Origin of the sequence: Acetobacter fabarum, assembly GCF_029069195.1 — a bacterium.
GTDB lineage: Bacteria > Pseudomonadota > Alphaproteobacteria > Acetobacterales > Acetobacteraceae > Acetobacter > Acetobacter fabarum_A.
Genome location: NZ_JARDYK010000013.1, coordinates 33,698 through 49,132, shown reverse-complemented (window position 1 = coordinate 49,132; position 15,435 = coordinate 33,698). Strand labels below are relative to the sequence as shown.

Sequence of the window (15,435 nt, the reverse complement as noted above, 5' to 3'; positions counted from 1 at the left end):
CGGGTGGTCTGCATCGGGGGATCTGGCGGCGGCAGCGGCTTCTGCTGCGCGCATGCTGTCGCGCACCGTGGCAGGGTCAACCTCGGACACCAGAGGGCCGGAATTGCCCATACGCCTGCGGTCCTGCTCCAGCTGCGTCTCCGCATTCTGCGCAAATGAGGCCGCAGGCAGCAGAACACCCGCAACGCTTACAGACTGGCATAAAAGCGCCAGACGCCACCGCATGCGGACTGTTTTCTGTAAAAAAATCATGACATCAAGCCTGTTTTCCCCACCCCGGAGTGAGGCGTGCTGTTGAATGAAATATGCCTGTGGGAAAAAAGACGGTCAGGGATAAAGTCGCATGGTCGAACATCCACCTCCGGCACCCCCGTCCGGCGATCAGGGCATGAGCGGCAACGGCAGGTCTCCTGACTTGCGGATCAACGCATCTGGCTCAACCTTCCCGGTTGCAGGGCAACCAGTGGCAGCGATGCAGAGCGCCGCTCAAGCCAGATACTCTCCGCCTACAGTTGCGGGGGCAGTCGCCGACTGATCTCCCGCGCAGGGAGAATACGGCATTCCCTTTTATTCCGCTTGCGCGGGACCGTTGACTATAATCGATTGCGCCATAGCCCATATTTTACCCGATTTGCAATGCAAAACCCCACCGTCTTCCCCTGTTGCTCCCGCACCGCCAAAAGCAAACAGAAGGCAGGTGCTTGCTTTTTGGGCCATTTACCCTCCAATGGCGGACCAGCCTCCCCCGGACATGACCCAGCACACCAGACCATGGACCCACGCTACCGCATCCCCCCCCTGTCCGCCCTGAACGCCTTTGTCACCTTTGCCCGCACGGGTGGCATCCGGCGGGCGGCCATGGAGCTGCGCGTGGACCACGCAGCCATCAGCCGCCATATCCGCGATCTGGAAGTCTCGCTCGGGATCACCCTGCGTGACAAGACCACGGGTGGGCTGTCCCAGGCAGGCCAGACCTATTACGACCGCATAGCTCCCCTGCTGGAAGGGCTGGCCACCGCCACGGCGGATATGCGCAACCGTGTAGCCCCCCTGACCGTGACCTGCGCACATGGGTTTGCCTACCACTGGCTGCTGCCCCGGCTTTACGCCTTTCGCAAATCGCACCCTCATATGGAAGTCCAGCTCCGCTCGGTGGATGCCAGTGCGGCCTTCCACCTGAGCGGCGTGGAATCCACCAACCATGCCCAGATCGGCTATGTACGCGATGGCAGCACAACGCCGGAACCGCGCACCATCAGACACATGGCCATTGCCCGGCCACCGGTTTTTCCCGTGGCTTCCCCCCAGTGCATTCAGGCCATTGGTGGCCAGCCCCACACAACCGAGGACCTGCTGGACGCCCCCCTGCTGCATGAAGGGGACGATACGGAATGGCGGCGCTGGTTTGCAGCGCAGGGGGTCCATGCCACCATCATTCCCACCGCAGGCAGGCTATGGCAGGCCCATATTACGCTGGCGGCCGCCCGTGCGGGGGAAGGCATAGCCCTTGGCAACCCGTTCCTGCTTGGGGATGACCTGCTGAGCGGACGGCTGGTGCGCGTGCAACCTACACAGACCCCGCTCAAGGCTACCCCGCTGGGCGCCTACGTGCTGCGCGCCTCTGAACAGGCATGGGAAAAACCTTCCCTGCGCACCTTCCGCCTCTGGCTGATGGAACAGGTTGCACAGGAGACAGACACGCCCCTGCCCCCTCCGGGGTAAGCCACCAGAAGGAGCGGTTTTGCACCGAACGGCTGGGTGTTGATTTTTCATCACCACTCATGCACCAAAAAAACGCCTCCCCGCGTGCAATAAAACCACTTACGGAACAAACTGTTTGTCCCGCCCCAAGCACAGGCCGGACCATATGACCGCCAACCGGAGCCAAACCTGAAATGAGCACCACCAACAAAGACCTGCTGGCCCGCCGTAACAACGCCGTGCCGCGCGGGGTTTCCACTTCCACCCCCGTTTTTGCCGACCGGGCCGAAAACGCGGAGCTGTGGGATGTGGAAGGCCGCCGCTACGTTGACTTTGCAGGCGGTATTGCCGTGCTGAACGTGGGTCACCGCCACCCCAAGGTGATGGCTGCGGTGGCAAAGCAGCTCGAACGCTTTACGCACACGGCGTTTCAGGTTTCGGCTTACGAATCCTATATTGAACTGGCCGAAAAGCTGAATGCGCGCGCGCCCTTTTCCGGCCCGGCCAAGACCATTTTCTTTACCACCGGGGGGGAAGCAACCGAAAACGCGGTCAAGATCGCCCGTACTGCCACCGGCCGCAATGGCGTAATCGCCTTCTGCGGCGGGTTCCATGGCCGCACACTGCTGGCTTCGGCCATGACCGGCAAGGTGCTCCCCTACAAGGCTCCGTTTGGCACGCTGCCGGGCGAAGTGTACCATGTGCCTTTCCCCGACCATGACATTACGGTGGAAGACAGCCTGAAAATGCTGCACTTCCTGTTTGCAGCTGATATTGCCCCCAGCAATGTCGCCGCCATTATTATTGAACCCGTGCAGGGTGAAGGCGGGTTCCGCGTTGCTCCCCCGGCCCTGCTCCGGCACCTGCGCGCCCTGTGCGACCAGCACGGCATTAAACTGATTGCCGATGAAGTGCAGAGCGGCTTTGGCCGGACCGGCAAGCTGTTTGGCATTGAACACTCCGGCGTGGAGCCGGACCTGATCTCCGTTGCCAAATCCCTTGCCGGTGGCCTGCCACTCTCTGGCGTTATTGGCCGTGCGGACCTGATGGACAGCGTCCCCCCCGGCGGTCTGGGCGGCACCTACGCAGGCGCACCTCTGGCCTGCGCCGCAGCCCTTGCCGTGCTGGACGTGATTGACGAGGAAAAACTACTCGACCGCGCCAACGCCATGGGCGAGCGCCTCAAAGCCCGCATGACCGCATGGCACAAGCGCACGGACATGCTGCCCATCAGCACGCCACGCGGTCTGGGCGCCATGATCGCCTTTGACATCCTTGAACGCCACGCAGGCGTGGAACAGCGGGCAGGCTTTGCCTCCAAGCTCTGCGCCAAGGCATGCGAAAAAGGGCTGATCCTGCTGGCCTGCGGTGTGCAGGGGGCAACCATCCGTATCCTGACCCCCCTGACCGCATCCGATGCACTGCTTGATGAAGGGCTGGACATTATTGAACAGATCCTGATCGAAGAAGCCAAAGCCTGATCAATCCCCCTTTCCGGGCCTGAACCTGCTAAAAGGCGACTCTCCATCCCCCACGGGGGCGTGGGGGTCGCCTTCTTCTTTGGCAAGGTCATAGTCAGGCCATGATTCTCCATCAGGATAAAAAAGAATTTAAACTGATGGAGGGCACATGCATGACCGCGTTTGCAGCCTACTGGCTAGCCCTAAAAGCATGGCTGGCCACGCTCCGCGCACCACCCGTTCTGGCGGGTCCATAACGCAAACCACTACGGCGTATCGTCAGTTAAGCCTGAAAATACCGTCTGGCCTGCACACTCCCCCCCTTTTTTCCATGCAGCACCCGCCCGCTTTCAGCCCGCGACATGCTGTTTGTGCCGCGCGCACCTGATTGCAAAAGATGGTTTTTGACCCGGCTATTTCTGCCTGCTGCAAGTATCTGAACCGGAACGGATGTACGGTGTAAATACTGCTTCCTATAGAATACCTGAATGATCCCTGCATACATGCAGGCAAAATACGGCATGAGCACTGCAACATTCGGGCCGGGACTTTAAAACTAATTGTTCTATAATTTTATTAAAATACGCATAGCACACGCAAATTTCACATTACGATAAACTATAAATACTTAAATTGACAAAATTATGAAAAATGTCTTTATTTGTTAACGAAAACATAACCATATCGTTATTTGATGAAAACTTACGTTATATTACATGATCGGAACAAATATTTGTATTGTTTTCCGCCTCTGCATTGTTTAATTGATTTCTATCAATTTCCATATTTGCAGGCCATGTTATCGCTCCCCTCTTAGGTTAACAGCACGAGCTTGAAAGGTCATCCAGATGCCGATTCAGGAAAAGCCAGCCTCGCATGATGTCAACGCCGACCTCTATGCGACCAGATCTGCGGGAATCACGGTTCCCAAATTCCGCTTTCCCAAAGGCGAGATGCGCCCCGACGTGGCTGAAGCCCTCATCCGCGATGAACTGTTCATGGATGGGAACGCACGCCAGAACCTGGCGACCTTCGGGCAGACGTGGATGGAGCCGGAAATCCATCGCCTGATGGATCTGGCCATCGACAAGAACATGATCGACAAGGACGAATACCCCGCAACAGCGGAGATCGAACGACGTTGTGTCAGCATCTTGGCCGATCTGTGGAACGCACCCGACCTCAACCGCTCCATCGGCTGTGCCACCATTGGCTCCAGCGAAGCCGCCATGCTGGGTGGCCTTGCCCTGAAGTGGCGCTGGCGTGAAAAAGCCAAGGCTGCCGGACGCCCCACCGACCGCCCCAACATTGTAACCGGCCCCGTGCAGGTCTGCTGGCACAAGTTCGCCCGGTATTTTGATGTTGAAATCCGTGAAATTCCGCTTGAGCGGGACCGGATCAGCATGAATGCCGAGGAAGTGCTCAAGCGCGTCGATGAAAACACAATTGGCGTCATGCCCACCTTTGGCGTGACCTTTACCTGCCAGTATGAGCCAGTTGCCGAAATTGCAGCAGCGCTTGACAAACTGCAGGCCGAAACCGGGCTGGACATTCCAATCCATGTTGATGCGGCATCAGGCGGCTTTACGGCTCCGTTCAAAGAGCCGGACATGGAATGGGACTTCCGCCTGCCCCGCGTCTGCTCCATTAACGCGTCTGGCCATAAGTATGGTCTTGCTCCGCTGGGCGTGGGCTGGGTTGTATGGAAAGACAAGTCCGACCTGCCCGATGACCTGATTTTCTGGGTCAACTACCTTGGCGGCAACATGCCCACATTCGCGCTGAACTTCTCCCGCCCGGGTGGTCAGATCATTGCGCAGTATTATCTGTTCCTGCGCCTTGGCCGTGAAGGATACCGCCGTCTTCTTGACAACATGTACGACACCGCCGGACATATTGCACAAGAGATCGTCAAAATCGGGCCGTTCCACCTGTTTTTTGACGGGGACAGCAAAAAGGGCATTCCCGGCGTGTCGTGGACACTCAAGGGTAATCCGGGCTGGTCGCTTTTTGACCTCTCCGACCGTCTGCGCACACGGGGCTGGCAGGCTGCGGCCTATACAATGCTGCCCAACATTACCGATGTTGTGGTCATGCGCGTTCTGGTCCGCCACGGCTTTACCCGTGACATGGCCGACCTGTTCCTTGAAGATGTCAAACGCTCCATTGACTATCTGGAAGCCCACAAACCCGCGGCCCCCCTTGGGACGGAAGGGCATAAAACGCCACACCATGCGTTTTTAAAAAATGCACTCCCCGCCAAGACTCCGTAACACCGGCCCTTATCGCGTTTAGTATCTGATAAAACTGCCACGCTCTTTGTTAGAACGTGGCAGTTTTTTGCATTTCATCCTAAACCTTTTCCCGGAGCATTCCCCTGCCATGGCATGGATTGAAACTGTACTGAAAACCTACCCCCCGATTGCAGTCTTCATAGCCCTGGCCTTTGGCTACTGGTTCGGCAAGTTCAACTATCGCGGCCTTGGGCTTGGCGCTGTCACATCCACGCTGATTGCAGCCGTTGCGATCGGGCAGTTCAACATCCCGATCTCGCCCATGGTGGGTTCCTTTTTCTTTCTGCTCTTTCTGTTTGCAGTCGGTTATGGCGTGGGACCGCAATTTGTGCGCGGTCTGGCAAAAGACGGTCTGAAGCAGGCTCTCTTTGCCGTTGTGGTCTGTCTGTTATGCCTTGGCTCAGCTTGGCTGGCGGCCCGCCTTGCCGGGTATAACGCGGGCACCGCTGCTGGCCTTTTTGCCGGGTCCCAGACCCTGTCCGCCTCCATGGGGCTGGCGACAGACAGCATCAACCAGCTTGCCATCAGCGTGGAAGAAAAACACCACCTGCTCAACGAAATGCCGGTCGCCTATGCGGTCACCTATCTGTTTGGTACGGTTGGTTCCGCCATTATTCTTGCACTCCTTGGGCCAAAACTGCTGCGCGTGGACCTTGCTAAGGAATGTGCGCAATATGAGGCCAGCATGGGGGGCATGGACCATAATGGCAGCGGCAATCTGGCCTGGCATCCATACGAAATCCGCGCTTTTCAGGTTGGAGAGTCCACTGCGGTCAGCGGTCAGACTGTCTCGGAGATCGAACATCTCTTTCCCCACGGCGGAGTTTTTATCGAGCGCCTGCGCCGGGGCTCGCAGGTTATGGCGGCCAAAGGGGATATGGTGGTCAAAACCGGAGATGTTTTAGCCATCACCGGCTCCCGCCATATTCTGATCGACATTATTGGTGCTCACGCCAAGGAAGTGGACGACCGGGAGCTGCTTTCCATCCCCATGGAAGGCATCGATATTTTTATCACCAGCCGCACGATCAGTGGAAAAACGATTGCTGAAATTTCCAAAATGCCAGAAGCCCACGGTGTTTTCCTATGCCGGATTACACGCGGACTGACTGGTGAGGAAATTCCTCTACTGCCCAAAACCGTTGTACAACGTGGGGATGTTCTCTCCGTCAGCGGGCGCACTGCGGACACAACCATTGCCGCCAAGGCATGGGGGCGGGTAGATCGACCCGGCAGTGTTACGGATGTCATGACCCTGGCGCTCGCCATTACCATCGGCTGCCTTGTTGGTGCGGTCACCATTCACATCGGGTCCATCCCCCTTACACTCTCAACGGCTGGCGGCGCACTGATCGCAGGGCTGATTACAGGCTGGCTCCGCTCCATCCACCCGACCTTTGGCTACATTCCCACCTCAACCGTCTGGTTCATGAACTCGGTGGGACTGAACGTCTTTATCGCGGGTGTGGGCATTGCATCTGGCCCAACCTTTGTAGCCGGGCTTGAAAATCTGGGCGCGGGAATATTCCTGTGGGGTATGTTCGCAACAACACTCCCGCTTGTTCTCTCCATCTTCATCGGTAAATATCTGTTCCGCTTCCACCCCGCCATTCTGCTTGGCGCCTGCGCTGGCGCGCGCACAACCACTGCGGCACTGGGCATGATTAACGAGATCGCTCACAGTCAGGTGCCCACTCTTGGCTATACCGTAACCTACGCCGTAGGGAACACGCTACTGACCATCTGGGGCATGGTGATTATTCTCCTCATGACATAAAGGGCCACCACGCCACCAAAAATCAGGTGGGGGCTGCCTTGTCAGTCAGGATCTGATGCATTCCTGGCTGACAAGGCTATGATGCCGACAAACTGATTGATCGGCTGACAGAGCGCGGGATTACTCCGGTTATCCCGCCCCAAAGCAACAGAACGGCCCTACGGGTAACTAACTTCACTCTCTATAGGGTGCGTAATCCAATCGAGCGATTCTTCAATAAACCCAAGCAGTTTCGCGCCATCGCAACCCGCTACGATAAACTGAAAATCGACCTTCCTCTCGGGCTCGGTGGATAAAGATTGACATCCCTTTCGTCCCGGTTCGACAATACCGCGAGTTTTTCAAACCAGCAGAGAGGCGGGGCATTCCCTATGTCTTCTTCCATTTCAAATCTGGGCGGCAGCAGTGCTGCCAGCAATCTGTTTGGCACGTCCTCTTCCAGCGGTACGGCCCCGGCCCCGGGCTCTTCCTCCGCTTCGGGGAGTGGTGGCTCTTCTGCCTCATCCGGCACAAGCACCAGCCAGACATTTAATGCCGATGGGTCCATTACAACCATCGTCAAGGATGCCAACGGGAATATCCTTTCCAAAACCACAACGGGTGGTTCTTCGGGTTCAGCCTCAAACTCCGCACAGAACGACACCAGCGGGCTGGACACCTTCGCCTGAATCATGGGCGAAAAAAAATCGGCCTGCCTTGCGGAGTCCATAAAAAAAACCCCGCCCTTTCCATACCGGAGGGCGGGGTTTTTTATGGGTCGGGCTTATCCGGACTTATTTTTTGTCATCATCCGTAAAACCGTTACGAATATCGTGCCCGACGGCGGTGCTGGTGTTGCCAATTTTCTGGCCAGTGCGCTCGCCCCACCTGCCCACATCATGCGCTGCATCCGTGGTGCCGGTTTTGGTTTTGTCCCATGCTTTTTCCGTCCCGGACTTTGTCTTGTCCCAGACCTTTTCCGTACCAGTTCTGGTTTTATCCCAGACCTTGTCCGTATCGACTTTGGTCTTGTCCCAAGCCCTGTCGGTGCCAGTTTTGGTTTTGTCCCATGCTTTTTCCGTTCCCTGACGGGTGGAATTCCATGCCTTTGTCAGAGCGCCCTCTTCCGCATGCACAGGGGCTGCGGGCAGGCTTACAGCAAATACGGCGGCACCCACCATGGTCATTAAAGCAGTAGCAAACGACTGCTTGGTCATTGGATCATTCCTTCTCAAATATCCTGTCACGTCTCTTGCGTTCTTCGGGTCTGAAGCCCCTTTGTGGCAAAAAAAAGCCCCCAATCTGGAATCAGAAAGACGTGATCCCGCTGGGCATGCTGTCCAGTGCCGCCTGCAAAATATAGGCTGCGGCCAGTTTATCCACCGCTTCCGCCCGCTTTGCGCGTGACAGATCGGCCTCCTGTATGAGCATCCGGTTAACCGCGGAAGAGGACAGGCGCTCATCCCACAGGCAGGTGGGCAGGCCGGTTTGGGCCGACAGGTCCATGGCCCAGTCCCGGCTGGCCTGCGCCGCCGGACCAAACGACCCGTCAAGCGAGAGGGGAACCCCCACAACCAGCCCCGCCACTCCATGCTCCTGCGCAACAGCGCGGATAAAAATAGCCATCTGCCCCAGTTTTCCGCGCTTTACGGTCTGGAAGGGGGAGGCCACCATACGGGACACATCAGACAGCGCCAGCCCTACCTGTTTGCGCCCGGGGTCTATGCCCAGAAGGCGGGCATGTCTGGGCAGGGTGGCAGCTAATTGGGGAAGAGTGAGAAGAGTCATGCCCATGGTATGTTGCCTTCCGCGCGATTATGCTAGGTGCAATTCTCTATTCAGACTGAAGAAAGAGGGGCCCACTCTCATGTCGCTAGACCTTGCGACCACCCGACGCATCGCAAAACTGGCCCGTATAGGGCTTGAGGAAAACGAGCTGGAGGCCACGCGCCAGAAGCTTAACGGCATTCTGGGCTGGATTGACCAGCTTGCCGAAGTGGATGTTACGGGTGTGCCGCCCATGGTGGGAACAGAAACCGAAACCCTGCGCCAGCGTGAAGACAGGGTGACCGATGGCAACTGCCGTGATGCCCTGCTGGCCTGCGCGCCCGAAACATCTGGCCCCTTTTATACCGTACCCAAGGTGGTGGAATAATGCTGACCGGTCTTACCCTAACCGAAGCCCGCGCAGGGCTTGCCGCCCGCAAGTTTTCCGCACGGGAACTGGCGCAGGCTCACCTGGACGCCATTGGCCGCCTGAACACCACCCTTAACGCCTACATTACCGTCCTGCCCGAAGCCGACGTACTGGCCAGTGCGGATGCCGCAGATGCCCGCTACGCAGCAGGCACGGCCGGCATTATGGACGGCCTGCCCATTGGCGTAAAAGACCTGTTCTGCACCAAGGGCGTACGCACCACGGCCGCCAGCAAGATGCTGGCCGACTTTGTGCCCTCGTATGAGAGTACGGTCACCGCCAACCTGCTGAACGCAGGAGCCGTGTTCCTTGGCAAGACCAATCTGGACGAGTTCGCCATGGGCTCGGCCAACATCAACTCGGCCTTTGGCCCGACGACAAACCCGTGGAAGCGCACGGGGGACGAGGCAACCGCCCTTGTGCCCGGCGGCTCCTCCGGCGGCTCCTCCGCAGCAGTTGCCGCTGGCATGGCGCTGGCCGCAACAGGGACAGATACGGGTGGCTCCATCCGCCAGCCCGCCGCCTATTGCGGGATTGTCGGCCTTAAACCCACCTATGGCCGGTGCAGCCGCTGGGGCACCATTGCCTTTGCCAGTTCGCTCGATCAGGCAGGCCCCATGACCCGTAGCGTGGCCGATGCCGGGCTGATGCTGGAAGCCATGGCGGGTTTTGACGCAAGGGACAGCACTAGTTCCAACCGCCCCGTGCCCGAATTCCACAAGGCCGTGGGCAAAAGTGTCAAGGGCCTGCGCGTTGGCATTCCCGCTGAATACCGCGCGCCCGGCCTGCCAGCCGAGATTGTGGCCATGTGGGAACAGGGCATCGCATGGCTGAAGGCCGCAGGGTGTGAGGTGGTGGATGTCTCCCTCCCCCACACGCGTTACGGGCTGACCACCTACTACATTATTGCCCCGGCCGAATGTTCCTCCAACCTTGCACGGTATGACGGCGTCCGCTTTGGCCTGCGCAAGGATGCACCCTCGCTCGATGGTGTGTACGAAGCCACGCGCGCAGCAGGCTTCGGGCAGGAAGTGCGCAACCGTATTCTCATGGGCACCTATGTTCTGTCCGCCGGGTATTACGATGCGTATTACCTGAAGGCGCAGAAGGTCCGCACCCTGATCAAACGTGACTTTGAAAACGCTTTTGAAAACGTGGACGTGCTGCTGACCCCCACCGCCCCGTCCGCTGCTTTTGCGCAGGGCGAAAACATGGACGACCCGGTGCAGATGTACCTCAACGACATCTTTACCGTGCCTGCCAGCATGGCCGGTGTGCCCGCACTTTCCGTTCCCGTAGGGCTGAACGATGCCGGACTGCCGCTGGGGCTACAGGTTATCGGCAGACATTTTGATGAAGAAACCGTGCTGTCCATTGGCGGCGCACTGGAAGCGGCGGCAGGCTTTACGCACACGCCATCCATCCATGCGGGAGCAGGCGCATGAGCTACACGATTGAAGGCCGCACCGGCACGTGGGAAATTGTGGTCGGTCTGGAAGTCCACGCACAGGTTATCAGCCATTCCAAGCTGTTCTCGGGTGCATCCACCACCTTCGGAGGAGAGCCCAACACACAGGTCAGTCTGGTGGATGCCGCATTCCCCGGCATGCTGCCCGTGATCAACCACGAATGTGTGGCGCAGGCCATCCGCACAGGGCTGGGGCTTAACGCACAGATCAACCTGTTCAGCCGGTTTGACCGCAAGAACTATTTTTACGCCGATCTGCCTCAGGGCTACCAGATCAGCCAGTTCGAGTACCCCATTGTAGGCAAGGGCACCATCAGCATCGAACTGCAGAATGGGGATGTGCGCGAAATCGGCATTACCCGCCTGCACCTTGAGCAGGATGCGGGTAAGCTGCTGCATGATCAGGACCCCACAAAATCCTTTGTGGACCTCAACCGCTCCGGCGTGGCCCTGATGGAAATCGTGAGCGAGCCTGACATCCGTGAACCCGAGGAAGCCGGGGCCTACCTGCGCAAGCTGCGCCAGATCCTGCGTTATCTCGGCACCTGCGATGGCAACATGGAAGAAGGCTCCATGCGCGCGGACGTAAACGTATCGGTCCGCAAGGCGGGGGAACCCTTCCGCACACGCTGCGAGATCAAGAACGTCAACTCCATCCGCTTTGTCATGCAGGCCATTGAGGTGGAAGCCGCCCGTCAGGTGGAAATCTGGGAAAACGGAGGACAGGTGGATCAGGAAACCCGCCTGTTCGACCCCAGTCGGGGCGAAACCCGGACCATGCGCTCCAAAGAAGATGCGCATGACTACCGTTACTTCCCCGACCCTGACCTGCTGCCACTGGTGCTGGAACAGGCGTGGGTGGACGAGCTGGCCACCAGGCTGCCCGAACTGCCCGATGCAAAACGCGCGCGCTTTCAGGCTGAATACGGCATTGCCTTCTACGATGCCGGGGTGCTGATAGCCGAGCAGGCCGTCGCCGACTATTACGAGGCTGCCGCCCATGGACGGGACGGCAAGCTGGCGGCCACATGGGTTATGGGCGACCTGTTTGCCGCCCTCAACCGTACCGGCAATACAATCGAAACCAGCCCGGTCAGTGCAGCGGCTCTGGGCAAGATGCTGGACCTGATTGCGGACAAGACCATTAACGGTAAAATTGCCAAGGAAGTCTTTGAAGACATGGTGGAAACGGGCGAAAGCCCCGATGCTATCGTGGAAAAGAAGGGCCTGCGGCAGGTTACCGATACGGGTGCAATTGACGCAGCCATTACCGCCGTTCTGGAAAAACACCCCGACAAGCTGGCCGAGTACCGCTCTGGCAAAGACAAACTGTTCGGCTTTTTTGTGGGACAGGTGATGAAGGAAACCAAGGGCAAGGCCAACCCGGCCATGGTGAACGAAGCCCTGAAGACCCATCTGGACGCGTAAAAACGACCAGATAAAAAATAACACCAAATTACGCATCTGGGGGTTTGACGGAACGCGCCAAACCCCCTAAAAGCAGCGATGCAAACGTCGTGTCTGCACTCTTCGGCGGAGGGGTGGCCGAGAGGCTGAAGGCGGCGGTTTGCTAAACCGTTATACGATGTCAAGTCGTATCGTGGGTTCGAATCCCATCCCCTCCGCCAAAGCAAATTCCCTTAAATTCTCATGTGCTACCGTAAACCTTGATGTTCAGGGCTTTGTTGTGTTTGCTTTCTTACAGGCGGTCATGCAATGCCATCATAGTAAGTTTAGAGTCTGAATGTTTATTATCCCATTCCTTATTCTGGTCATGGCGCTGACAGACATAGCAGGCTGCCAACTGGCCGGACTCCATTTTACCGGCTTTACAAAACCTTTTCTTACTTGCCTTGCTCTCTCCCCCATCGCGCTTTTTTATACCTTCCTGCGGCCCAGTAAAATAATTGTGGAATCCATTCTTTACGTTCAGGCGTGGGTTCTTTTCTCCGTATTTGGGGCCATCCAGTCCTATCTTGTCTGCACGCTCGGATGGCCAGCAATCGATAACACCCTGATAACCCTGGACCGCCTTGCCGGGTTTGACTGGCAGGCATTTTTTGGTTTTGTGCGGTCTCACTCCATTTTGTATAATTTGCTGGCCCTGTTTTACAGTACTCTCCTTATTCAGATTATTATCAATATTCTTATATTTTCTTTTTCAGGAGACAAAAAAAGAAATAAAGGAATGTTATTATCTTCCATTATAGCCATATTCATTACAAGTTTTATTGTTTTAATATTTCCGTCTCTTGGACCTTTTTATTCATTTGGGTATTACAGCAGCGGTGTACCGGGAAGTCATTATGTTTATACCATTCTAGCGCTGAGAGACGGCGTCGCGCCTCATGCGCTCTCACTCGACCATATGGAAGGCGTGTACAGTTTTCCATCCTACCATGTTGTTCTTGCTATTATTTTTACTTATTACAACCACAACTTACGCAGCTTTTACCCTTTTGCTGCGGTCAACTGCATTATGGCTATATCCACCATTCCCATAGGCGGGCATTACCTGATGGATATCCTCGGTGGAGCGCTTGTGGCCTGCATCGCCATTCCTCTGGCTCATAAACTGACCTGAACGTCCGGCCCATGCTTTTGCCTGCATAACGAACAGGCTGCATATACCCGCTTCTTTTCACCTTACAGGCTTTGCAGATTATACAGCCTCCGGTACAGGCCCCCTTCCTGCTGGATAAGTTGAGCATGGGGGCCGTCCTCCACAATCTGACCATGCTCAAACACCAGTATGCGGTCCAACCCGACAACGGTGGAAAGGCGGTGCGCCACAATCAGCACCGTACGGCCTTCCATCAGCCGTTCCATGGCTTCCTGCACCAGTGCTTCGGATGCGGAATCCAGACTGGCGGTGGCTTCATCCAGCACCAGAATACGGGCGTCCGCCAAAAAGGCGCGGGCTATGGCCACACGCTGGCGCTCCCCGCCCGAGAGCTTGATACCCCGCTCGCCCACCAGTGTTGCGTAGCCTTCGGGCAGGCGTTCTATAAAATCCGCCGCATTGGCCAGACGGGCCGCCTGCGCAATCTGTTCGGGCGTGGCATCTGGCCTGCCATAGGCAATATTCTCGGCCAGCGAGCGATGGAACAGAACCGGCTCCTGGGGCACAAGCGCAATCTGGCGGCGCAGGTCAGACTGGCGCACAACCTGCGTATCCACACCATCGACCAGAACACGACCGCTTGTTTGCGCGTATAACCGCAAAAGCAGCTTGGTAAACGTGGACTTTCCCGACCCCGAAGGCCCGACCAGCCCCACCCGGCTACCCGGTGCAATATGCACCGACAGGTCGGTAAAAAGGGGCGTCTGCTGCCCCGGATACTGGAATGTAACGTGTTCGAACGCAATGTCGCCGTACGTCACATGCAGTTCGACCGGCTGCGCGGGGTCTGCAACACCTGCGGGAGTACGCCAGAGCAGAAGCAGTTCCTCCATCTCGTTAACCGAGCGCTGCACGACCGAAACCTGCTGCCCGATCTCGCGCAGGTAGCCCTGAACCAGAAAGGTCATGGTCAGCACATAAGCCACATCCCCCGGTCCTGCACGGCCCCTGCACCACAGCCAGATCGCCGCCGCCGCCAGAGACAGGCGCATGACCACCACGGCAGCGGCCTGCACGTTGGCGCTATCCGTGCCACGTACCCACATCCGTGCAGTTGCGCTGCGCCACTGGTCCAGTGTCCGGGCCAGATGGGCTTCCTCCCGCGCTTCGGCCCCGAATGCCTTGACCACGGCGTTGCAGGTCATCGCATCGGCAAGTGCAGCACCTACCTTGCTGTCTCCTGCATTGGCGGCCTGCGCGGAGGGAGCCACATAATACAGCGTTAAGGCGCAGGACAGCCCAACAAACAGCACCGACAAAACCCCCAGCAGCACCCCCATGGCAGGCCAGTGCCAGCCCAGCACAAGGGTTGTCAGCACCAGCAGGCAAAACTCGGGCAGCAGCATGAGCAGGAGCGTGTCGTCCAGCATATCCACAGCCCACATCCCGCGTGTGAGCCGCCTTACCGTGGAGCCTGCAAAGGTGTTGGCATGCCAGTCGGTGCTCAGGCGCTGCACATGTGCAAACGATTCCGTGCCGATTTTCTGCATGACCTGCGTGGTCAGCCGCGTAATGCCCAGATAGGCATAGCGTTTGGCCAGCACACTGCCAAACCCGCAGGCCGCAAGGGCTGCAAGCATCCACAGCGCATCTTCCAGCCGGGTGGACTGGCTGGCAGGTTCGGCTACATCGGCCACAAGCCGACCTGCGGCAAGGGGCATAAGCACATCTGCCAGCGTAGCCAGCAGAACCGTGCCTACGGTCACCGCCAGAGGCCGGGGAAAAGCCAGCCACAGACGCATGACAAAGCCCAGCACATCAACAAACAAAGACGTTTTCCGCGCAGCAGAGGCTGTGCTGGAAGCAGAAGTCACCATGACCCAAAAACCCGAAAAAAGCGTGTGCACCCACACTCACAACGCAGATGTTTAGCCTGTATCGTGACGGTGCGATATTGCGCAAACCCGCTCCGGCTGGAAAAATGGCCGTCCCGGCC

12 protein-coding genes, 1 tRNA gene, 2 pseudogenes and 1 riboswitch are annotated in these 15,435 nt (G+C 57.7%); of the genes and pseudogenes, 11 read left to right on the top strand and 4 right to left on the bottom strand.

The features are described from left to right. Nucleotides 1-252, bottom strand: a pseudogene (locus tag PY793_RS12685) (carbohydrate porin); the annotation flags it as partial. A 131-nt stretch (nt 253-383) separates the two neighbouring features. After that, nucleotides 384-606: riboswitch (cobalamin riboswitch) on the bottom strand. Nucleotides 607-771: 165 nt separating this feature from the next. Here PY793_RS12685 and PY793_RS12680 point away from each other — a divergent pair. The 6 genes and pseudogenes from PY793_RS12680 (at nt 772) to PY793_RS12655 (ending at nt 7,900) form a co-directional block, all read left to right on the top strand. Beyond that, a complete protein-coding gene (locus tag PY793_RS12680; protein WP_342803931.1) occupies nt 772-1,722 on the top strand; it encodes a LysR substrate-binding domain-containing protein in 951 nt (316 codons plus the stop codon). Nucleotides 1,723-1,895: 173 nt separating this feature from the next. Further along, on the top strand, nt 1,896-3,182 hold the full coding sequence (gabT, locus tag PY793_RS12675) for a 4-aminobutyrate--2-oxoglutarate transaminase (RefSeq protein ID WP_275178378.1): 1,287 nt from the start codon (nt 1,896-1,898) through the stop codon (nt 3,180-3,182). Between the two features lie 827 nt (nt 3,183-4,009). Next, nucleotides 4,010-5,434, top strand: coding sequence for a glutamate decarboxylase (gene gad / locus PY793_RS12670; protein ID WP_275178377.1), 1,425 nt, complete (start codon nt 4,010-4,012; stop codon nt 5,432-5,434). Nucleotides 5,435-5,543: 109 nt separating this feature from the next. Next, complete coding sequence (gene aspT / locus PY793_RS12665; RefSeq protein WP_275178376.1) at nt 5,544-7,232, top strand: aspartate-alanine antiporter; 1,689 nt, start codon at nt 5,544-5,546, stop codon at nt 7,230-7,232. Between the two features lie 71 nt (nt 7,233-7,303). Then, nucleotides 7,304-7,528: pseudogene (locus tag PY793_RS12660) on the top strand (IS5/IS1182 family transposase); the annotation flags it as partial. Nucleotides 7,529-7,603: 75 nt separating this feature from the next. Continuing rightward, nucleotides 7,604-7,900: a hypothetical protein gene (locus tag PY793_RS12655; RefSeq protein WP_275178375.1), complete on the top strand. Its 297-nt coding sequence runs from the start codon at nt 7,604-7,606 to the stop codon at nt 7,898-7,900. A gap of 105 nt (nt 7,901-8,005) precedes the next feature. Here the strand turns inward: PY793_RS12655 and PY793_RS12650 are convergent, their stop codons facing one another. Together PY793_RS12650 and ruvX are read right to left on the bottom strand one after the other, a co-directional pair. Further along, nucleotides 8,006-8,428 carry an endoglucanase gene (locus tag PY793_RS12650; protein WP_275178374.1) on the bottom strand — a complete coding sequence of 141 codons (423 nt, stop codon included), beginning with the start codon at nt 8,426-8,428 and terminating at the stop codon, nt 8,006-8,008. 91 nt (nt 8,429-8,519) lie between these two features. After that, the gene (gene ruvX / locus PY793_RS12645) at nt 8,520-8,999 is read right to left on the bottom strand and encodes a Holliday junction resolvase RuvX (protein WP_275178382.1); all 480 of its coding nucleotides are present in this window, start codon (nt 8,997-8,999) and stop codon (nt 8,520-8,522) included. A 79-nt stretch (nt 9,000-9,078) separates the two neighbouring features. Here ruvX and gatC point away from each other — a divergent pair, with 79 nt between their 5' ends. The 5 genes from gatC to PY793_RS12620 all read left to right on the top strand — a co-directional run bounded on the left by gatC (nt 9,079) and on the right by PY793_RS12620 (nt 13,460). Beyond that, on the top strand, nt 9,079-9,366 hold the full coding sequence (gatC, locus tag PY793_RS12640) for an Asp-tRNA(Asn)/Glu-tRNA(Gln) amidotransferase subunit GatC (protein ID WP_275178373.1): 288 nt from the start codon (nt 9,079-9,081) through the stop codon (nt 9,364-9,366). Continuing rightward, nucleotides 9,366-10,853: an Asp-tRNA(Asn)/Glu-tRNA(Gln) amidotransferase subunit GatA gene (gene gatA, locus PY793_RS12635; protein WP_275178372.1), complete on the top strand. Its 1,488-nt coding sequence runs from the start codon at nt 9,366-9,368 to the stop codon at nt 10,851-10,853. The genes gatC and gatA overlap by 1 nt, the downstream gene beginning before the upstream one ends. Next, nucleotides 10,850-12,304, top strand: a complete 1,455-nt coding sequence (gene gatB, locus PY793_RS12630) for an Asp-tRNA(Asn)/Glu-tRNA(Gln) amidotransferase subunit GatB (RefSeq protein WP_275178371.1) — start codon at nt 10,850-10,852, stop codon at nt 12,302-12,304. The genes gatA and gatB overlap by 4 nt, the downstream gene beginning before the upstream one ends. Before the next feature lie 107 nt (nt 12,305-12,411). Then, nucleotides 12,412-12,504 (top strand) — tRNA-Ser (locus PY793_RS12625). A gap of 116 nt (nt 12,505-12,620) precedes the next feature. Continuing rightward, nucleotides 12,621-13,460 (top strand): phosphatase PAP2 family protein, encoded by an 840-nt coding sequence (locus PY793_RS12620; RefSeq protein ID WP_275178370.1) that lies wholly within the window; start codon nt 12,621-12,623, stop codon nt 13,458-13,460. A 62-nt stretch (nt 13,461-13,522) separates the two neighbouring features. Here the strand turns inward: PY793_RS12620 and PY793_RS12615 are convergent, their stop codons facing one another. Next, the gene (locus tag PY793_RS12615) at nt 13,523-15,316 is read right to left on the bottom strand and encodes an ABC transporter ATP-binding protein (RefSeq protein ID WP_275178369.1); all 1,794 of its coding nucleotides are present in this window, start codon (nt 15,314-15,316) and stop codon (nt 13,523-13,525) included. Nucleotides 15,317-15,435: the final 119 nt, after the last annotated feature.

Bases quoted from the DNA above. Each gene is read 5' to 3' on its own strand.
- PY793_RS12680 (WP_342803931.1), top strand. From the start codon at position 772: ATGGACCCACGCTACCGCATCCCCCCCCTGTCCGCCCTGAACGCCTTT.
- gabT (WP_275178378.1), top strand. From the start codon at position 1,896: ATGAGCACCACCAACAAAGACCTGCTGGCCCGCCGTAACAACGCCGTG.
- gad (WP_275178377.1), top strand. From the start codon at position 4,010: ATGCCGATTCAGGAAAAGCCAGCCTCGCATGATGTCAACGCCGACCTC.
- aspT (WP_275178376.1), top strand. From the start codon at position 5,544: ATGGCATGGATTGAAACTGTACTGAAAACCTACCCCCCGATTGCAGTC.
- PY793_RS12655 (WP_275178375.1), top strand. From the start codon at position 7,604: ATGTCTTCTTCCATTTCAAATCTGGGCGGCAGCAGTGCTGCCAGCAAT.
- PY793_RS12650 (WP_275178374.1), bottom strand. From the start codon at position 8,428: ATGACCAAGCAGTCGTTTGCTACTGCTTTAATGACCATGGTGGGTGCC.
- ruvX (WP_275178382.1), bottom strand. From the start codon at position 8,999: ATGACTCTTCTCACTCTTCCCCAATTAGCTGCCACCCTGCCCAGACAT.
- gatC (WP_275178373.1), top strand. From the start codon at position 9,079: ATGTCGCTAGACCTTGCGACCACCCGACGCATCGCAAAACTGGCCCGT.
- gatA (WP_275178372.1), top strand. From the start codon at position 9,366: ATGCTGACCGGTCTTACCCTAACCGAAGCCCGCGCAGGGCTTGCCGCC.
- gatB (WP_275178371.1), top strand. From the start codon at position 10,850: ATGAGCTACACGATTGAAGGCCGCACCGGCACGTGGGAAATTGTGGTC.
- PY793_RS12620 (WP_275178370.1), top strand. From the start codon at position 12,621: ATGTTTATTATCCCATTCCTTATTCTGGTCATGGCGCTGACAGACATA.
- PY793_RS12615 (WP_275178369.1), bottom strand. From the start codon at position 15,316: ATGGTGACTTCTGCTTCCAGCACAGCCTCTGCTGCGCGGAAAACGTCT.